The sequence below is a fragment of the Methylomonas sp. LWB genome (assembly GCF_001856095.1).
Classification (GTDB): Bacteria; Pseudomonadota; Gammaproteobacteria; order Methylococcales; family Methylomonadaceae; genus Methylomonas; species Methylomonas koyamae_A.
Map to the genome: position 1 here is coordinate 20,538 of NZ_MKMC01000007.1, position 16,629 is coordinate 37,166.

The 16,629-nt window shown below is 56.4% G+C and carries 16 protein-coding genes; 6 read left to right on the top strand and 10 right to left on the bottom strand.

All coding sequences use genetic code 11. The features are described from left to right. Positions 1-5 precede the first annotated feature (5 nt). The 6 genes from nqrE to BJL95_RS03630 form a co-directional block, all read right to left on the bottom strand. Positions 6-614 (bottom strand): NADH:ubiquinone reductase (Na(+)-transporting) subunit E, encoded by a 609-nt coding sequence (gene nqrE, locus BJL95_RS03605; RefSeq protein WP_064028075.1) that lies wholly within the window; start codon positions 612-614, stop codon positions 6-8. After that, positions 614-1,282 carry an NADH:ubiquinone reductase (Na(+)-transporting) subunit D gene (locus BJL95_RS03610; RefSeq protein WP_064028073.1) on the bottom strand — a complete coding sequence of 223 codons (669 nt, stop codon included), beginning with the start codon at positions 1,280-1,282 and terminating at the stop codon, positions 614-616. The genes nqrE and BJL95_RS03610 overlap by 1 nt, the downstream gene beginning before the upstream one ends. Positions 1,283-1,290: 8 nt before the next feature. After that, the gene (locus BJL95_RS03615; protein ID WP_064028071.1) at positions 1,291-2,151 is read right to left on the bottom strand and encodes a Na(+)-translocating NADH-quinone reductase subunit C; all 861 of its coding nucleotides are present in this window, start codon (positions 2,149-2,151) and stop codon (positions 1,291-1,293) included. Further along, positions 2,144-3,343: an NADH:ubiquinone reductase (Na(+)-transporting) subunit B gene (locus BJL95_RS03620; protein ID WP_071155557.1), complete on the bottom strand. Its 1,200-nt coding sequence runs from the start codon at positions 3,341-3,343 to the stop codon at positions 2,144-2,146. The genes BJL95_RS03615 and BJL95_RS03620 overlap by 8 nt, the downstream gene beginning before the upstream one ends. After that, positions 3,344-4,690: a Na(+)-translocating NADH-quinone reductase subunit A gene (locus BJL95_RS03625; RefSeq protein ID WP_071155559.1), complete on the bottom strand. Its 1,347-nt coding sequence runs from the start codon at positions 4,688-4,690 to the stop codon at positions 3,344-3,346. It abuts the gene before it with no gap. 190 nt (positions 4,691-4,880) lie between these two features. Beyond that, positions 4,881-5,609, bottom strand: coding sequence for a metallophosphoesterase (locus BJL95_RS03630; protein ID WP_071155561.1), 729 nt, complete (start codon positions 5,607-5,609; stop codon positions 4,881-4,883). Positions 5,610-5,708: 99 nt separating this feature from the next. Here BJL95_RS03630 and ispG point away from each other — a divergent pair, with 99 nt between their 5' ends. The 5 genes from ispG to BJL95_RS03660 all read left to right on the top strand — a co-directional run bounded on the left by ispG (position 5,709) and on the right by BJL95_RS03660 (position 10,860). Beyond that, positions 5,709-6,929 (top strand): flavodoxin-dependent (E)-4-hydroxy-3-methylbut-2-enyl-diphosphate synthase, encoded by a 1,221-nt coding sequence (gene ispG / locus BJL95_RS03635; protein WP_071155563.1) that lies wholly within the window; start codon positions 5,709-5,711, stop codon positions 6,927-6,929. A 695-nt stretch (positions 6,930-7,624) separates the two neighbouring features. Continuing rightward, a complete protein-coding gene (locus tag BJL95_RS03645; protein WP_254786673.1) occupies positions 7,625-8,287 on the top strand; it encodes a TorF family putative porin in 663 nt (220 codons plus the stop codon). 114 nt (positions 8,288-8,401) lie between these two features. Further along, positions 8,402-8,947, top strand: coding sequence for an RNA polymerase sigma factor (locus tag BJL95_RS03650; protein ID WP_071155569.1), 546 nt, complete (start codon positions 8,402-8,404; stop codon positions 8,945-8,947). Positions 8,948-8,965: 18 nt separating this feature from the next. Then, complete coding sequence (locus tag BJL95_RS03655) at positions 8,966-9,643, top strand: zf-HC2 domain-containing protein (protein ID WP_071155571.1); 678 nt, start codon at positions 8,966-8,968, stop codon at positions 9,641-9,643. After that, complete coding sequence (locus BJL95_RS03660) at positions 9,640-10,860, top strand: S8 family serine peptidase (RefSeq protein ID WP_071155573.1); 1,221 nt, start codon at positions 9,640-9,642, stop codon at positions 10,858-10,860. The genes BJL95_RS03655 and BJL95_RS03660 overlap by 4 nt, the downstream gene beginning before the upstream one ends. A gap of 92 nt (positions 10,861-10,952) precedes the next feature. On the opposite strand, the gene BJL95_RS03665 is transcribed toward BJL95_RS03660, so the two are convergent. The 4 genes from BJL95_RS03665 to BJL95_RS03680 all read right to left on the bottom strand — a co-directional run bounded on the left by BJL95_RS03665 (position 10,953) and on the right by BJL95_RS03680 (position 15,813). Next, a complete protein-coding gene (locus BJL95_RS03665) occupies positions 10,953-12,206 on the bottom strand; it encodes a glutamate-5-semialdehyde dehydrogenase (RefSeq protein ID WP_071155575.1) in 1,254 nt (417 codons plus the stop codon). Between the two features lie 764 nt (positions 12,207-12,970). Next, positions 12,971-13,870, bottom strand: a complete 900-nt coding sequence (locus BJL95_RS03670; protein WP_071155577.1) for a hypothetical protein — start codon at positions 13,868-13,870, stop codon at positions 12,971-12,973. Positions 13,871-14,141: 271 nt separating this feature from the next. Then, on the bottom strand, positions 14,142-14,849 hold the full coding sequence (locus BJL95_RS03675) for a hypothetical protein (protein ID WP_071155579.1): 708 nt from the start codon (positions 14,847-14,849) through the stop codon (positions 14,142-14,144). Between the two features lie 268 nt (positions 14,850-15,117). Further along, a complete protein-coding gene (locus tag BJL95_RS03680; RefSeq protein ID WP_254786674.1) occupies positions 15,118-15,813 on the bottom strand; it encodes a hypothetical protein in 696 nt (231 codons plus the stop codon). Positions 15,814-16,052: 239 nt separating this feature from the next. On the opposite strand from BJL95_RS03680, the gene BJL95_RS03685 reads away from it, so the two are divergent. Then, a complete protein-coding gene (locus BJL95_RS03685; protein ID WP_139306113.1) occupies positions 16,053-16,526 on the top strand; it encodes a hypothetical protein in 474 nt (157 codons plus the stop codon). The last annotated feature ends 103 nt before the right edge of the window (positions 16,527-16,629 follow it).

A 16,629-nucleotide genomic window follows, 5' to 3' on the forward strand; every position in this document is an offset into this window, starting at 1 on the left:
TACCCTTACAATTGAATTCCAGAGAACGCCATAAAGCCCAAAGACATCAAGCCGGCGGTAATGAAGGTGATACCCAGGCCTTGCAGGGCCGCCGGCACGTCGCTGTATTTCAGCTTCTCGCGCACGCCAGCCATCAACGTAATCGCCAATGCCCAACCGAAACCGGAACCGATACCGTAGGTCACACTCTCACCGAAGTTGTAGTCGCGCTCGATCATAAACAAGCTACCGGCCAAAATCGCGCAGTTCACGGTAATCAAAGGCAGGAAGATACCCAATGCGTTGTAGAGCGCCGGGAAGAACTTATCCAACGTCATCTCCAGAATCTGCACGATCGCGGCGATCATGCCGATACAACTGAGCAGACTAAGAAAGCTCAAGTCCACGCCGGTAATGCCAATCCAGGCCAGGGCGTCTTCCTTCAACAAGGTTTGATAGATGAACTGATTGGCCGGCACGGTCAAAGTTTGTACCACCATAACCGCAATACCCAGACCCATCGCCGTTGAGATCTTCTTGGACACCGCCAAGAAGGTACACATCCCCAGGAAGAACGATAACGCCAGGTTTTCGATGAAAACCGCTTTAACAAATAAGCTGATATAGGCTTCCATTAGTGATGCCCTCCTTCACCGTGAGCAATAGCCATAATTTTGAACTCGTTGTGTTCGACTTGTTTCGGTTTCCAGGTGCGGAAAGCCCAAATAATCAAACCGATCACGAAGAACGCGCTGGGCGGCAACAGCATCAAACCGTTCGGTACGTACCAACCGCCGTCTTTGACCAACGGTAATACTTCGATACCCAACAATTTGCCGGAACCCAGCGTTTCGCGAACCAAAGCGACCAGAATCAAAATCAAGCTGTAGCCGGCGCCGTTGCCGATACCGTCGATAAAGCTTTGCAGCGGCGGATTTTTCATCGCATACGCTTCGGCGCGGCCCATGACGATACAGTTGGTGATGATCAAACCGACGAACACCGACAGTTTTTTACTAACATCGAACGCGAAGGCTTTCAACAACTGATCGACCACGATCACCAGCGAAGCGATGATGATCATCTGCACGATGATACGGATGCTGCTCGGCGTGTGCTGGCGCACGGCGCTGATCGCCGCGCTGGAACACGCGGTAACCGAGGTCAAGGCCAACGCCATGATCAGCGAGGTCGACATTTGCGAGGTCACCGCCAACGCCGAACAAACGCCGAGTACCTGCAAGGTAATCGGGTTGTTATCGACCAATGGTTCGAATAATACTTTTTTAGTTTCTTTGTCCATGACGACTCCTAACCGTTTGACTTGATTTTGTTCAGGTACGGCGCGAAACCTTCCGGTCCCATCCAGTACAGGATCAAATTGCTGACGCCGCGGCTGGTCAAGGTGGCGCCGGCCAGGCCGTCGACTTTGTTGACCGCATCCGGACGACTGGTATCGACCGTGCCTTTAACCAGAGTCAAAGCCACTTCGCCGTTATCGCCGTAGACTTTCTTGCCTTTCCACAATGCCCGCCAGTTGGGGTTAACCACCTCGCCGCCCAGACCCGGTGTTTCGCCTTGGTCATAGAGGTTGATGCTTTGCACGGTTTGGCCGTCGGCTTCCAGCGCCAGGAACCCGTACATCGTAGACCACAAGCCGTAGCCGTTAATCGGCAGAATGATGGATTGCAATTTACCGGCGTCCTTCACCAAAAACACCTTAGCAACCTTGGCTTTCATCCGAATGCTGGCGATGTCTTTCTCGACCGGAATCACTTCATTGGTTGCCGGGTCCTTGGCTGCCTTGCGTTGGTCGTATTCGTCAACGTCGCCGTCAACGTATTCGCCGGTCGCCAGATCGACCAATTTGGCTTCGATTCTGTCCTTGAAGGCCGCATCGATGTTGGTATCGTTTTCCAACAAACCGGCGACATCGAGAATGTTTTTCTTCATGTCCAGGGCTTTGTTGTGCGACTGCAACGGACGCAATGCGACAGTGGCCATAGACACCAACACCGCGCAGACCAAACATAGGGCCAATGCGACATTGATGGTTTTTTCCAAACTATCGTTGCTCAGCGCTAGGATACGGTCGGCATAAACTCTGAACTGCTCGTAATATTTACAGAGCTGCTCGTTATACTTGCAGGTTTTTTTCTCGGCATTAAGCATGGCGTTTAATCCTTCTTCTGATATTCGCTTGGACGACAAAGTAATCAATCAACGGCGCAAACATGTTGGAGAAAAGAATTGCAAGCATCACGCCTTCCGGGAACGCCGGGTTTACGACCCGAATGATGACGATCATCACACCGATCAAGATGCCGTAAATCCAGCGGCCGGTATCGGTATTGGCGGCGGAAACGGGATCGGTGGCCATATAGACCGTACCGAACGCAAAACCGCCCAACACCATGTGCCAATACCAGGGAATCGCGAACATCGGATTGGTATTGCTGCCGACCACGTTCAGCAAGGTGGACATCGCGATCATGCCGATCAACACGCCCGCCATGATCCGGTAAGATGCGACGCGGGTGTATAGCAGGAAGGCCGCGCCCAACAAACAGGCCAAGGTCGAGGTTTCACCCATCGAACCGGGAATGAAGCCCAAGAAGGCTTGGAACCAGCCGAAACTGGCTTTGATCGCGTCCAAGCCACCGGCGGAAGCCAGCGACAACGCAGTGGCGCCGCTATAACCGTCAACCGCGACCCAGACCGCATCGCCGGAAATCGAAGCCGGATAGGCGAAGAACAGGAAGGCCCGGCCGGTCAAGGCTGGGTTCAGGAAGTTTTTACCGGTACCGCCGAACACCTCTTTGCCCAACACGATACCGAAGGAGATACCCAACGCCACTTGCCACAAAGGCATGTCCGGCGGCAGAATCAACGTGTAAAGCATCGACGAAACCAGGAAGCCTTCGTTGACTTCGTGCTTACGAACGGTGGCGAACAACACTTCCCAAACGCCGCCCACGGCCAGCGTGGTGAAATAGATCGGGAAGAAGTACAGCATGCCGTGCACCAGGCACGATAAGGGGTTGTACGGGTTGTAACCGAACAAGACCATAGGGAAGCGGCGCCAGTTGTCGATCGCTTCGACACCCATCGCCTTCATCGCCAAATTAGCCTGATAACCGGTGTTGTACCACGCCATCAATATGCAGAACGCCGTGGCGATCACCACGAAGGTCATGGTCCGTTTCAGGTCGTTTCCGTCCCGAACGTGGGTTTTACCGCGCGTTACATCGGACGGCGTGTAGATAAAAGTATCCACCATCTCGTAGAGACCGTAGTACTTTTCGAACTTGCCGCCTTTTGTAAAATGCGGCTCTATGCTATCTAATAAGTCTCTAGCCGACATTTATCCTTCCTTCTCGATTTTAGTTAAATTAGCTCTAAGCACCGGCGCGAAATCATGCTTACCGGGATCGACAAAGGTGAACAGGGAAACATCTTCCTCATTCAACTCCAGACAACCCAAGGCTTGCGCGGTATCGGTGTCGCCGACCACAATGGCTTTCAGTAACGGTGTCGCCAAAATATCCATCGGCATTACGCTCTCGTAAACGCCGACCGGCACGATGGCCCGGTTACTGCCGTTCTTATCGGTTGTTAACGGAAACAAACGGCCATCTTTGCGATCCTTGCTGGACACATAAACGTTCATCGCCGAATATTTGTCCTTGCCGGCCACTATCCAGCCGAAGAATTCGCGATCGCGACCTTCTTTCAGTGCCGAAACTTGCAGACTGTAGGCGCTCAAATACGCCAACGCACCAGCGGCTTCGTGGCCATACAGCACCGAACCGGAAATCACGCGATTTTCAACGTCCTGCAATTCGCCGGCGACTAAGTCTTCCAGATTCGCACCGACACGGGTACGCACCAACCGCGGATTTTTAACGGTAGGTCCGGCTAGCGATACGACTCTTTCGACATTCAATTTGCCGGTCGTGAACAAGGCGCCGATCGCCATCACCGCTTGATAGTCGATATGCCAGACCGATTTATGACCGTTAACCGGATCGAGGAAGTGGATGTGAGTGCTGGGCAATCCGGCCGGATGCGGACCGGCGAATTCCGCGACCTGAACCGCGCTGTTGCTTGGCACGTCCGCGCCGCTGGCTTTACACAAATAAGTCTTGCCGGCGGTCAGTTTGGCGATCACGGTCAAACCGTTCAGAAAGTCGGCTGCCCGGTCTTTAATCACCACGACCGGGTCCGCGGCCAAGGGCCGGGTGTCTATCGCGGTAACGAAGATAGCGCTAGGCGCGATGTCGGCGGCAGGAACTTTGCCGTAGGGGCGAGTCAGGAAAGAAGTCCAAAGGCCGGAAGCCAACAGATTTTCCTTGACTTGATCGGCGGACAAGCCGGCCAGCGCCGCCTCGTCATAACTGGCGAAGCTTTCTTGTTGATTGCCGCTCAGTTCGATCACTACCGACAATAACACTCGGCGATCGCCGCGATTGACGGCCTTGACCACACCGGCGCCCGGCGAAGTAAAGTTGACGCTGGGGTTTTGCTTATCGACGAACAAAGCTTGGCCCAACTTGACTTTGTCCCCTTCGGCAACCAGCATTTTTGGCTTTAGGCCGACATAATCGCAGCCCAAAAGCGCTACCGACTTGATGCCGTTACCGTCACTTATTTTCTGTTCGGGTCCGCCCGTAATAGGCAAATCCAAACCTTTTTTTAATGTAAATTGCATAGTAGATACGCCTACTCTCCAGACAGATTGCAGCAAAAGCCCGCCGGAAAAAACTCCAACCCCACCGGGCACTTCAAGACATAAAACCCTGTCATTACATCACAACTTATCGGCTTTCTCAACGAGAAATCCTCAGTCGCGACGCCACCTGCAGCCCTGATTAACACGCAAACTAAGGCGTTTTTTGACTTCAAATTTCGATGGTTTTATTGATATCGAATCCGTCGACGGTTTTACGCCCTAGATAGCCACGGGTATTACTGAGGATGCGGGCGTCGGCGATACGATAATCGCCCAAATTGTGCACATGACCGTGAAACCAAGCCGTGATCTCGTACTCGTGAAACAGCGGTTTCAAATCGTTGCAATAGGCCAATCGCTTTAGAACCTTGGGCGAACCTATCCAGCTCCATTCGGTAGGCGCGTGATGCGTGACAACGACGGTTTTTCCGGCGTAGGGTTCTGCCAAACGCGCTTCCAGCCAGCTCTTGGCATCGGCATGCAAGGCCGAAAACTGATAGGGCGAGAACGCCTGATCCTCAAAGCTGATCCGGCGAAAATCGTTGAGGGTTTTCTGCAGCGCATTCGCTTTTTCGTCGCCTTCGGAAAACAGATCAGTCCAGAGCGTGCAGCCAATAAAGCGTACACCCTGGAACACAAACTGATCTTTTTCCAGAAAATGAATCTGGCTACCCGCACATTCCCGGCGCAACATTTCCAGCACCTGGCGATACTCGTAGCCATAAAACTCATGGTTGCCCGCGACGTAGATCACCGGTTTATTCAAAGCCTTCAACCAAGCCGCGCCTTGGTCGAAAACGCCAATGTCGCCCGCCGCCACGATAATGTCCGCGTCGGTTTCCGGCGCCGCCTGCTCGCCGAATTCCAAATGCACGTCGGAAAAATAATTGATCAACACAAATTAACTCTTGACTATTGGCGTTGGGTTATAATTTTAAGACCGAGTAAAACGCTTGGTATTTTTCCAAACAACTTCGATTTCTTGCAAAACATTTCTATGTCCATAAGTCCCAGAAAGCACACTCAACAGGTTTTGGTTGGCAACGTCAGAGTCGGCGGCGGCGCTCCGATTGTAGTCCAATCCATGACCAACACGGATACTACCGATGTTGCGGGAAGCGTACAGCAGATTATGGAATTGGCGACCGCCGGGTCGGAATTGGTCAGGATCACCGTCAACACCGAGGAAGCCGCCAAGGCCGTCCCGGAAATCGTTAACCAGCTAGAGCAAAAAGGGTTTTCGGTACCGATTATCGGCGACTTCCATTTCAACGGCCACAAATTATTGGAAAAATATCCGGACTGCGCCCAGGCCCTAGCCAAATACCGAATCAATCCCGGCAACGTCGGCAAGGGTAAAGCCCGCGATCCGCAATTCCAACAAATGATCGAATTCGCGATCCAGTACAACAAACCGGTACGGATCGGCGTTAACGGCGGTAGTCTGGATCAGGCGGTGCTAACCCGCCTGCTCGATGAAAACCGCCAACTGGCGGAGCCTAAGGAGTTACCGGCCATCACTCGCGAAGCCATCGTGCTATCCGCGTTGGAAAGCGCCGCCAAGGCGCAAGAGCTAGGGCTGGGCAAGGACAAAATCATTCTTTCCTGCAAAATCAGCGATGTGCAGGAATTAATCAGCATTTACCAAGACCTGTCCGAGCGTTGCGACTATGCCTTGCATTTAGGTCTGACCGAAGCCGGCATGGGCTCCAAGGGTATTGTCGCCTCGTCGGCGGCACTGGGTATACTGATGCAACAAGGCATCGGCGATACGATCCGTATTTCGCTAACGCCGGAACCCGGCGCCGCCCGCACCAAGGAAGTTGTCGTGGCTCAGGAGATTCTGCAAACGATGGGCTTCCGCTCGTTTACGCCGATGGTCACTGCTTGCCCCGGTTGCGGCCGCACCACCAGCGACTATTTCCAAAGACTGGCCCAAGATATTCAAGGCTATTTGCGCGACCAAATGCCGCTCTGGAAAAACAAGTATCAAGGCGTCGAAGAGATGAAAGTCGCGGTGATGGGCTGCGTCGTCAATGGACCGGGCGAAAGCAAGAACGCCAATATCGGCATCAGCTTGCCGGGCACCGGAGAAACGCCGGTCGCGCCGGTATTCGAAGACGGCGTTAAAACCGTGACGTTAAAAGGCGATAACATTGCCGGCGAGTTTCAGGAATTGGTCGAGCGCTACATCGAAAGCCATTACAGCGCGCACTAATTCTTTATCTTTGGCAACAGCCGACGAGAGCTCCCCCATCTCGTCGGTTACCCGCCGCGCATTTCCTTAATGCCGGCGCACGTGCCTATCATCTGGGCATTCAAAAGAAGAGCTGTCGTTAAGCGGCCTTAAAGCGATCCGCAGCCACATCCTCGGCCTCCGCTTGATACCATTCCTTAAAATCGATAGGTAGCTCCATCACCGGACCGGTGACGCAAAATCTCAACATGCCGTCCGTTGCGACATAGATTCCGCCACTAATGCAATCTTCCCTGAGTCTTTGAGTGCTTACACTAAGCGAGGTATTCATGACGATCCGTTGTAATTGACTTGCGGGCGACTGTAGACAAGCTTTCTTAACGCTCTCTTAACTATCCGATTGCGGCGGCGAGACCAGTTTCGGCGGATAACACTTACAAGCAGAATATCTAGTTGCGCAATACAGTCGCAAGTTACGACTCACCCGATTCTCCCGAACCAATGCATAGCCAGATCGAGCTATTCTCCGAATAAGTTGAAGGTTCAATGTAACTGGTAAATAATGCGTCGAATAAGCGCCGTTGCCTACCGCTACGTCGAGGTGTGAATCCCCGCCATCGCTACCCTCCCTTATGGAGTTTAGGACTATTTTTCGCAAAGGTTTGTTTTCATTGGCGGTAGGTCTGGCTTGTTGGTTACCGGACACCCCGCCCGCCGTGGCCGAATGGCACGGTAGCTTGACCTTCCTCAGCGATTACATCTACCGGGGCTACTCCAAAAATCGCGGCAATCCGTTGGCTCAAGCCCATCTGGATTACCAGCACGAGATCGGCTGGTTCGCCGGCCTCGGCTTGTCTCAAGTTCGCTTCGACGACCAAACAAACAGCAACCGCGCGGAAATTGAAATCAAACCTTATTTCGGTTGGAATTGGCCGATCGACAGAGATTGGCGGGCCGAGCTGTCGGTTAGCGGATACCTTTTCGATAACAAACTATTCAACCACTCCGCCGACTATGCCGAATATTCCGCCTCGCTACATTTCCGCGACTGGCTGAGCGCCACGATTTCGGTCGCTCCCAATGCCTACCAACGACAGGCCGACGTGCCCAATTACGAACTGAATTATCGGCGCGACATTTGGGATACCATACAATTTTCGGCAGGTTTGGGCTACCATCAAGCAGGTAGATTGTTGGGCCAGGACTATTTTTACTGGAATGCCGGTCTTTCCTGGTTTGTGAACGAACATGTGTCGGTCGATATGCGCTACTTGGACGCCGCGTTGACGGCTCATCACCACGCCGATCCGAATCAAGACGAATTCTATCCGCGCCGGCAAGACGACCGCTATCTATTTTCGGTCACTGTCGGATTTTAAAAGCGAACCGTCATTGAACCTTGGACGCCCAGCGCGGCATATACCCGAGACCACCCGAGGATCCGCGACCAAGGTTAGATGATGCTGCGTCCAGTGCGTAATTCAATACCACCCATGCCGAACCACACCGAACATCCCGTCGATGAACAGGCAATTCTGCTCCGTATTGCCGAAGGGGACGCTCAAGCCTTCGAGATTTTTTATAAACTGTACTACCCGCGCTTGTTTCGATTTATTTTGCGCGTCACTCGCGACGCCGAAAATATCGAAGAATTGATACAGGAAACCCTGTTACTGATCTGGGAGCAACCGGAGCGCTTCAACCACGAAAGCAAAGTCTCGACTTGGGTATTCGGTATCGCTTATCGCAAGGCGCTGAAGGCCTTGTCCAAAGCTGGCAAATACTGCGCGGATGTCGATATCGAAGACTTTCACGAAACCTTGGGCGATCCGTTGGCCAATTTGGCCGACAATTTCGAGACCGCCGATTGGTTGAACCGCGCGCTGGCCCATCTGCCGCCCGATCAACGTGCCGTGATCGAATTGACCTTCTACCACGGCCTGCCCTACCAGGAAATCGCCAAAATCCTGGACTGCCCGGAGAATACCGTGAAAACCCGTATGTTCCATGCCCGCAAAAAGCTGCAAGCCTTTGCCTAGGCCAGGGAGATTAGACCGATGAACGCCGAAGCCCACACCCAAGCCCAACATCAACAAGTTCAGCGACTGCTGCCGTGGTACGCCAACGACAGCCTGCCGGAAGCGGAGTACCGACTGGTGGATAAACACATTCGGACCTGCCTGACCTGCCGCCGGGAATTGCAAGGTCTGAAAAAGCTGGCGCAAGCCATCAGCCAATCAACCGATCTGGATATCGCCGCGGAAACGTCGTTCGCCAACGTTTCCGCCAAACTTCGCTCCCGCGACCGCTCGGCCGACTCGGCCGCGCCCAACGATCGCCAGGTACCGTCGCGGACGCCCCGCCGCCTGAACGCTTATAGCAAACATCGCGGTTTCCGCTACGCATTGGCGGCTTCGATCTTGCTGGCCTTAATGCCGCTGGGCTGGCGGCTCATGCCGATCGGCACCGACGGCTACCGGACCTTGGCAACCGCCAAGCCCGCCGGACTCGCGGCGCCGACCTTGCGCGTGGTCTTTGCCAATACCGTATCGGCTACGGATATATCGGCCGTGCTCCGGGATTTACACGGCGAACAACAAGGCGAAGCCAATAGTGTCGGCGCCTTGACCGTGCGTCTGAGCACCGAGGACGGTCACCCGAATCTGGAGCAAGCCATCGCCCTGCTCAGGAGCCGATCCGACGTGTTGCTGGCGGAGCCTGTGATACAACCATGAATCCGATCCGTGTAGCGACACTCGCGATACTCTTGTTACTCGGATGCGGTTGCGCCGATCGAATCGACTTCGCGAACCTCGGCGACCAGCCTGCCGATCGGGAACGGCGAATTTTGGTGACCTTTATCGACCGCGGCATTCAACGCGATTTACCCGGCAATTCCCAGGATCGCTATCGGACGCGCGGCACTTACGGCAATTCGTCCTGGAGCGAGCGTATCGCGCTAAAGCTGGCGGAACGCCACCAACTGCGCTTCGTCGCCCAATGGCCGGTCACGGAACTCGGTGTCAGTTGCGTGGTTTACGAAATTCCGAACTCACTGCCGTTACCGCAAGTCATCGGCGAATTGCAAAACGACGACGATGTCGGCTCGGTGCAAGCGATGCAGAGCTTCCAAGTGCTGGCCGACCCGCCGGCCGGAAATCCGACGCACGGCGACCCCTATTTGCCGTTGCAAACCGCGTACAACGCGTTGAACATCGGCGAATGGCATAAGCGAGCCACCGGCCAAGGCATACGCATCGCGCTGATCGATACCGGCGTCGACGTGGAACATCCGGATTTGAAAGGCCAAATCGATTATTCGGAAAACTTGGCCCCGGAACCTGGCGATCATAATCTGGCCGACATGCACGGTACTGCGGTGGCCGGCGTGTTATCGGCGCGCCCCGACAACGGCATCGGGATCGCCGGTATCGCGCCGGCCGCCGACGTCCTGGCGCTTCGTGCGTGTTGGCCGGAACAACCCAATGCGCTGGCCGCTCGCTGCAACAGTTTCACGCTGGCCTTGGCCTTGAATCAAGCGATTCGGATGAATGCGCGGATTATTAACCTCAGTTTGAGCGGACCGGAAGACCCGTTGCTGAAAATGCTGATCGAAAAAGCCCTGACCAAAGACATCATCGTTATCGCCGCCGTGCCGGGCAACCCGCTGGCCGGCGGATTTCCAGCCAACATTCCCGGCGTCATCGCCGTGAATCAACTCGACCTCAACCTTAAGGCGGACGGCAACCAAATCGCGGCGCCGGGCCGGGATATTTTGACGACCTTACCTCACGAGTCCTACGACTTCATGACCGGCAGCTCCTTCGCCACGCCCCATGTTGCCGGACTTACCGCGTTATTATTGCAATTGCACCCGGATTGGCGCGCGGCCGAGATCAAACAGCAACTGCTTCATCCGGAAAACTTGCTCAGCGCCCTAAACGCCGATTAGGCCGATGACCTTCCTCGTTGGAGGCAATCCGGCGCGCGCTGGGTCGCGATCGATCGTTGCGGATCCTACCCCGACGAGCCTGGCGCCAAACGCTAAGCCCGCAAATGCCCGTCCCCCACCGCCACCCACTTATAGGTCGTCAGTTCGTCGGGACCGACCGGACCGCGCACGTGGAGTTTATCGGTACTGATACCGACGACCGAACCCAAGCCGTAATCGCCGCCGCCCGATAACCGGGTCGAGGCATTGATCATCACCGATGCCGAATCCACCTGTTCCTCGAATTGCCGGGCCAGACTCAGACTTTGGGTAACGATGCCGTCGGTGTGGCCGGAACCGTAACGGTTGATATGATCGATCGCGGCCTGGATGCCGGCCACGACTTTCACCGACAAAATCGGCGCCAGATATTCGGTGGACCAATCCTCTTCGCCGGCGGCGGCGATACCGGGCAACAACGTTTGGGTACGCTCGCAACCGCGCAGTTCGATATGATTCGCGGTAAATGCTTCGTTCAACAACGGCAGTAATTGTTCGGCGCATTGGCTATCGACCAGCAAGGTTTCCAGCGCATTGCAAACCTGCACGCTTTGACATTTGGAGTTGACCGCCAAGGCCACCGCCTTGTCGGGCTCGGCGTCGCCGGCCAAATACAAATGGCAAATCCCGTCGTAATGCTTGATGACCGGAATTCGGGTGCCTTCGGCGATACGCTGAATCAAGCCCTTCCCGCCGCGCGGGATCAGCACGTCGATATAACCGTCCATTTTCAGCAATTCGCCGACCGCTTCGTGGCCGGGCATGCGTATGATCTGAATCGCGTGTTGCGGCAAGCCGGCCGCGACCGCGCCGGCGACCATTGCATCGGTCAAAATGGCGTTGGTTTGCAGCGCTTCCGATCCGCCGCGCAAAATCACCGCGTTGCCGCTTTTAATGCAGACGCCGGCAGCATCGGTGGTGACGTTGGGACGCGACTCGTAAATAATGCCGATCACCCCCAGCGGCACCGATTTTTTATACACCCGCAAGCCGGCCGGGTTGGTATGGCCGGTCAGCACCCGATTCAGCGGGTCCGGCAGTTGCGCGACTTTCGTCAGACGCGACAACATGTAATTGAAGGTCTTGTCGTCTATCGTCAGCCGCTTGACCATCGCGTCCGACTGACCCGCATCGCGCGCCTTGGCGATTTCCAGCGCGTTGACCTCCAGCACGGATTGCTTAACCGCCTCCAGCGCTTCGGCCATGTTCGCCAAGGCGCGATTGCGGGCGGCCGCCGACACCGAGGCCAATTGACGAGCCGCCACGCGGCTTTGTTGAGCGATGGTTAACACGGAATCACAGTTCATAGTCAGCAATACGGTTTGGATAAAACGACGGGAATGGAAAAAACGCCATTATCCTACAGGATGGCGCCGAAAGGCTTAGCGGCCCTTCGGCTCCGCTCAGGGACCGCCCTCGACTCCGCTCAGAGACCGCCCTCGGCTCCGTTCGGGGCAAGCCTCGGCTCCACTCAGGGACCGCCTTCGGCTCCGTTCGGGACAAGCCGCGGCTCTGCTCAGGGACCGCGCGGATGATTCGCCAAGCATGGCAGGCCCCCTAGCGGAAACAAGGCCGCCGAGTTCAGGCCCCCTAACGCTCATGAAACTGCTGCGTCGCCCCGGCAATTGAAAGTCCTGGCGCGGGAGCGGCTTTAGCCGCGATTGACAGCGCTCCGACACCGAATTGGGTGACTGCATTCGCTGACTTTCATAGTAAGACTGGTTCGCCAAGCCTGTCGGCCCGCCGCAAAACCAAGCCAGGCCGGCCCCGAATAAAGCCGAAGCTTGCCCCTCACGAAGCCAGACTAGCCCCAAGCGAAGCCGAGGACACCTCCGAACGAAACCAGACTGGCCCAGAGCGAAGCCGAGGCCCCCCGAACGAAACCAGACTGGCCCAGAGCGGAACAGAGGCCTGCACTGAAGGCAATCGAGGCTTGCCCCGAGCGGAGCCGAGGGGGGGCGGGACAATAAAACTGATATAGGCCACTCGATAAGTCCTAAATTCACGGGAATTCAGCTAACTGGCGCGCTATCGCCGCCCTGCCCCTATCCGCGTTTACAAATCCCGCGTATCAGCCGGCCGACGGTGCCGGATTCGCGGCCGGCGGGCTTTGCAACGAACGCAAGTAATCCAACACCCGCGCTTGCCGCCAGCGGTCGTCGGCGGCGCAAGCACCAAGTCGGGCGCGCCGGCAGGCGGCAACGGCCTCGTCGCCCCCCCGCTCGGTCCATGGCCGCAAATCGGCCGGCGTCTGGTTCAGCAGTTCCACCGCCAATTCGGCCGGCGGCGGCGGGCCGTCGCGCAGCCAAGCTTCGGCTTGTTCGAAGCCATCGCGGCACATCAGCGCGATCATGTAATCGCAAGCCGATTGCAAACCGGGCCGCAGCCGGCCGGGACTGACCGACACCATCGGCAACAAGGGCGCCAGCGACGGCAGTACGTGATTGGCGTAAACCGTCGCGCCCCAATACGCTTCGGCGGTACGGCGAAAATGCGCGAGATCGCGCACCGCCAGCAAGCCGCTGCTTTCCAGCGGCAGGATTTCCACCGGCGGTTTGGCGACATCGACGGTATCGTTGGCGACATCCACATACAATCCGCCCACTTGCAACGCATTTTGGAAATATTGCTCGCGCAACACGCCCCATACCGAACGGACGAAGCCGCCGTGAGCAATGAATTCGTGCAGCCAGCGTTCGACCGGGGTCTCGGCCAATCGCAGCCGGGTCGCCAACAGCGCATACACCTCGCGGGTAATTTCCTCGCAGCGCCCGTAGGGATAGGCCTTGCCGGCGGCGTCGGGCAGACTAAGCGCCAATTGGGCATCGACCTCGGCCCGCAACCCTAAAAAATAACGCGCCAGCGCATCGATCCGGCTGGCCAGATAGGTCTCGGTCAATGCGCGTTGACGGGGATCGACCGGCGCGATTTGTTGGGGTAGTAAAGAAGTCATCTCGGCGGGGATTGTCATCGCGAACCACCGTCCTGGCAAGCGAACGCCTGAAGAAGGCCGCAACGCCGCGCTTTACGCGCGCTGGCGGCCCGATGCTGTCCATCGATATCGATGCGAGACAAGCCCGAAAAGTTCGGCATGATCGACCTCCAAAGTCTCGGTCAGATACCTAAGGAACGACGCTATTCGGCATGGGCATCGCGAATGGTTTCAATCTCAAGTGCCTTCCTCCGTTGAAAAAGCGGGGCGACAACTCGCCGAGCACTGGCCGCCGTCGGCCATCGCCGCGTCAATCGCCGCCGCCGCAGCCGCCACCACAACCGCCATCGCCGCCGTCACTATTACCGCCATCGCTACTGTCGCCGCTCCAGGACCCGTCGCCGAAGCCGTCGGTCGAGCCGTCGAAATCGTTGCTGGAGAAATCCCCGCCGCAGTAGGCCGTCCCTCCGCCGGTATCGTCTTCGCGCCGCACGCCGCGACAATCCGGCACATAGACAAAGCCGTCGGTAATCTGGAGTTTTTTATCGATAGCAAACAGTAACGGCAAACGACTGGGATTGCGCGGATCGATATTCTCGTCGCGGCAAGTCAGCCACCAAATTCGGCGCAAACCGCTGTTGTTTTGTTTATCCCGGCTCAGCACCACCGCCGGCGTATGGTGCAGAAAGCCGCCAAAGGCTTTTTTGCAGAAACTGTCGTAATGGCGGGTATATAAAATCAATTCATGCCAGAGATCGTCGACCACTTGCGAGGGCATGGACACGTAACGGCGACCACCCAGCAAATAAGCCAGGAAAAACTGCCGCAAGGCGCGCCCCACCAACTGGCAATCCTTTAATGCCAATTCCGGCCGGCGCTTGCGAAGCTTGTCGTAAAGCGCCGGCGGAAAACGGTAAGTACGAATATAGTCGGCACGGGCGGAACGCCGTAAACGCCGCCAAAACACTATCAGCAATACCAGCAGACCGGCGATGAAAAACAATACGGGTAGATTCATGCGCCAAGTTTAGGCCATACGCCTGTCGTTTGCTGGGGTATCCGGGTTTCGCGCGCGTTGACTAAAACGGGGTACGCTACGCCGTTGCTTAGCCTAATGGCTTTAGTCGCAAGCAGACCCGCATGGCCGATAGGCTTTGACTAACTCCAAGAGCGCGGAAGACAAGGCGGCCGGCGCCGCACGGCGGCCGGATTTCGAGCAAAAAAAAGCCGCCCATCCCGGGCGGCAAAGTGGATAACGAGGTTTGCAAATCGATACGAGCGGCGGCTTACGGCAGAGTGCAGGTACCGTCGCCGCCATCGCGGATGTAGTAGTCGGTGGACAGCGTGCCGTTCGCGGCCGAGATCACGTTCGGGCCCGCGCCCAAAAACACCGGCACGGCTTTACGCGTGGTGCCGTTCAATTGGGTTAACGGCGTGCCGTTGATCGACACGTTCAATAGATAAGTGCCGTTATCGAACAGGTTAACAAAGGGTTGGGCATTGCCGGTGGCCGGATTGAAGGCGCAACCGGGGCTGACCAGCGCGTAGGATTTGCCGCTAGCCGCGTACTCTAAGGTGCCGTCGCTGCTGAAGGTATTGCCCGAGGTATCCGGCAGGCTGCAGAAATCCGCTTGGACCGTGAACGTATAGGTGTCGGCAACCCGTTTGGACAGAGCCACCACCACGCTGTTATTGCCGTCCGCCAGCCAAACCGGCACGGCGGGCTGGGCCGCGGTCACTTTAGCGACCGTGCCGCCATTGAGGCGAACCGTGGCCGTGGTTTTGGCGCTGGGATTGAACAGCCCCGCTTGAATCGTAGCGGCTTGGGCGCCGGTCGCCGGATTGATCGCGCAAGCGACGGCCGCCGACGCGAAGGTTTTACCGCTGGGACCGATTTGCACGGTGGTAGCGGCAACGGCGCTGGCCGACAGGCCCAACACGGTAAGAAAACTGAATAGCCTGACGGATAAGGCGTGGTTCATACGGTTTGTTCTCCTGAACGAATAAGATTAGGAAGCCAAAATCCTATTCGACGGCGATAAGCTCAAGCTGAATACCCCATTAAATTTAAGTTAAAGTGCCGCGCCAGTGAACCGCGCTTACCGGCCAAGGGCAGCCGGTTGGCGGCGATACCGTCGACACCGGCCAGCCGCGAACCGAACCTGCGCAAACCGCTCGCCGGCGGCCGCACTAGCCCGCCCGTTCGAATTCCGCGCTGCGTTTGGCATTGCGGCCGGCTCGCAAGGCTTTTTGGCTTACGAGCAAGGCTTTTAGCGTTGCGGGCAAGGCTCGGCGCCTTGCGTTTATTGCTCGGAGCTTTGCGCGCAAGGCTTTTGGCGTTGCGAGCAAGGCTCGGCGCCTTGCGTTTATCACGCTGAGCATTGCGCGCAAGACATTTAGTGTTGCGGGCAAGGCTCGGAACCTTGCGTTTATCACTCGGAGTGTCGCGCGCAAGGCTTTGAGAGTTGCGGGCAAGGCTCGGCGCCTTGCGTTTATCACGCTGAGCATTGCGCGCAAGACATTTAGCGTTGCGGGCAAGGCTCGGAACCTTGCGTTTATTATTCGGAACTTCGAGCGCAAGGCTTTGAGAATTGCTGGCAAGGCTATCTGGTCGCTTGCGCCGTTTTTTCGGCTACCGGATTTGGTAGATCGGTCTGTTATAAATGAAATGTTCCTGAAAGGTCGCCTTCCCTGAAAATCGCTATCTCCCCGGATCATTCCGTTCCGGAGCAACGGTTGATTGCCCCCAAACCCAAAGCGATCGAAGCAAATATCCGCTTTAAACAGCGTCAAGATTG

What these genes read in the sequence shown, in the direction of transcription:
- nqrE (WP_064028075.1), bottom strand. Translation starts at nt 614, where the DNA reads ATGGAAGCCTATATCAGCTTATTTGTTAAAGCGGTTTTCATCGAAAAC.
- BJL95_RS03610 (WP_064028073.1), bottom strand. Translation starts at nt 1,282, where the DNA reads ATGGACAAAGAAACTAAAAAAGTATTATTCGAACCATTGGTCGATAAC.
- BJL95_RS03615 (WP_064028071.1), bottom strand. Translation starts at nt 2,151, where the DNA reads ATGCTTAATGCCGAGAAAAAAACCTGCAAGTATAACGAGCAGCTCTGT.
- BJL95_RS03620 (WP_071155557.1), bottom strand. Translation starts at nt 3,343, where the DNA reads ATGTCGGCTAGAGACTTATTAGATAGCATAGAGCCGCATTTTACAAAA.
- BJL95_RS03625 (WP_071155559.1), bottom strand. Translation starts at nt 4,690, where the DNA reads ATGCAATTTACATTAAAAAAAGGTTTGGATTTGCCTATTACGGGCGGA.
- ispG (WP_071155563.1), top strand. Translation starts at nt 5,709, where the DNA reads ATGTCCATAAGTCCCAGAAAGCACACTCAACAGGTTTTGGTTGGCAAC.
- BJL95_RS03650 (WP_071155569.1), top strand. Translation starts at nt 8,402, where the DNA reads ATGCCGAACCACACCGAACATCCCGTCGATGAACAGGCAATTCTGCTC.
- BJL95_RS03655 (WP_071155571.1), top strand. Translation starts at nt 8,966, where the DNA reads ATGAACGCCGAAGCCCACACCCAAGCCCAACATCAACAAGTTCAGCGA.
- BJL95_RS03660 (WP_071155573.1), top strand. Translation starts at nt 9,640, where the DNA reads ATGAATCCGATCCGTGTAGCGACACTCGCGATACTCTTGTTACTCGGA.
- BJL95_RS03665 (WP_071155575.1), bottom strand. Translation starts at nt 12,206, where the DNA reads ATGAACTGTGATTCCGTGTTAACCATCGCTCAACAAAGCCGCGTGGCG.
- BJL95_RS03670 (WP_071155577.1), bottom strand. Translation starts at nt 13,870, where the DNA reads ATGACAATCCCCGCCGAGATGACTTCTTTACTACCCCAACAAATCGCG.
- BJL95_RS03675 (WP_071155579.1), bottom strand. Translation starts at nt 14,849, where the DNA reads ATGAATCTACCCGTATTGTTTTTCATCGCCGGTCTGCTGGTATTGCTG.
- BJL95_RS03680 (WP_254786674.1), bottom strand. Translation starts at nt 15,813, where the DNA reads ATGAACCACGCCTTATCCGTCAGGCTATTCAGTTTTCTTACCGTGTTG.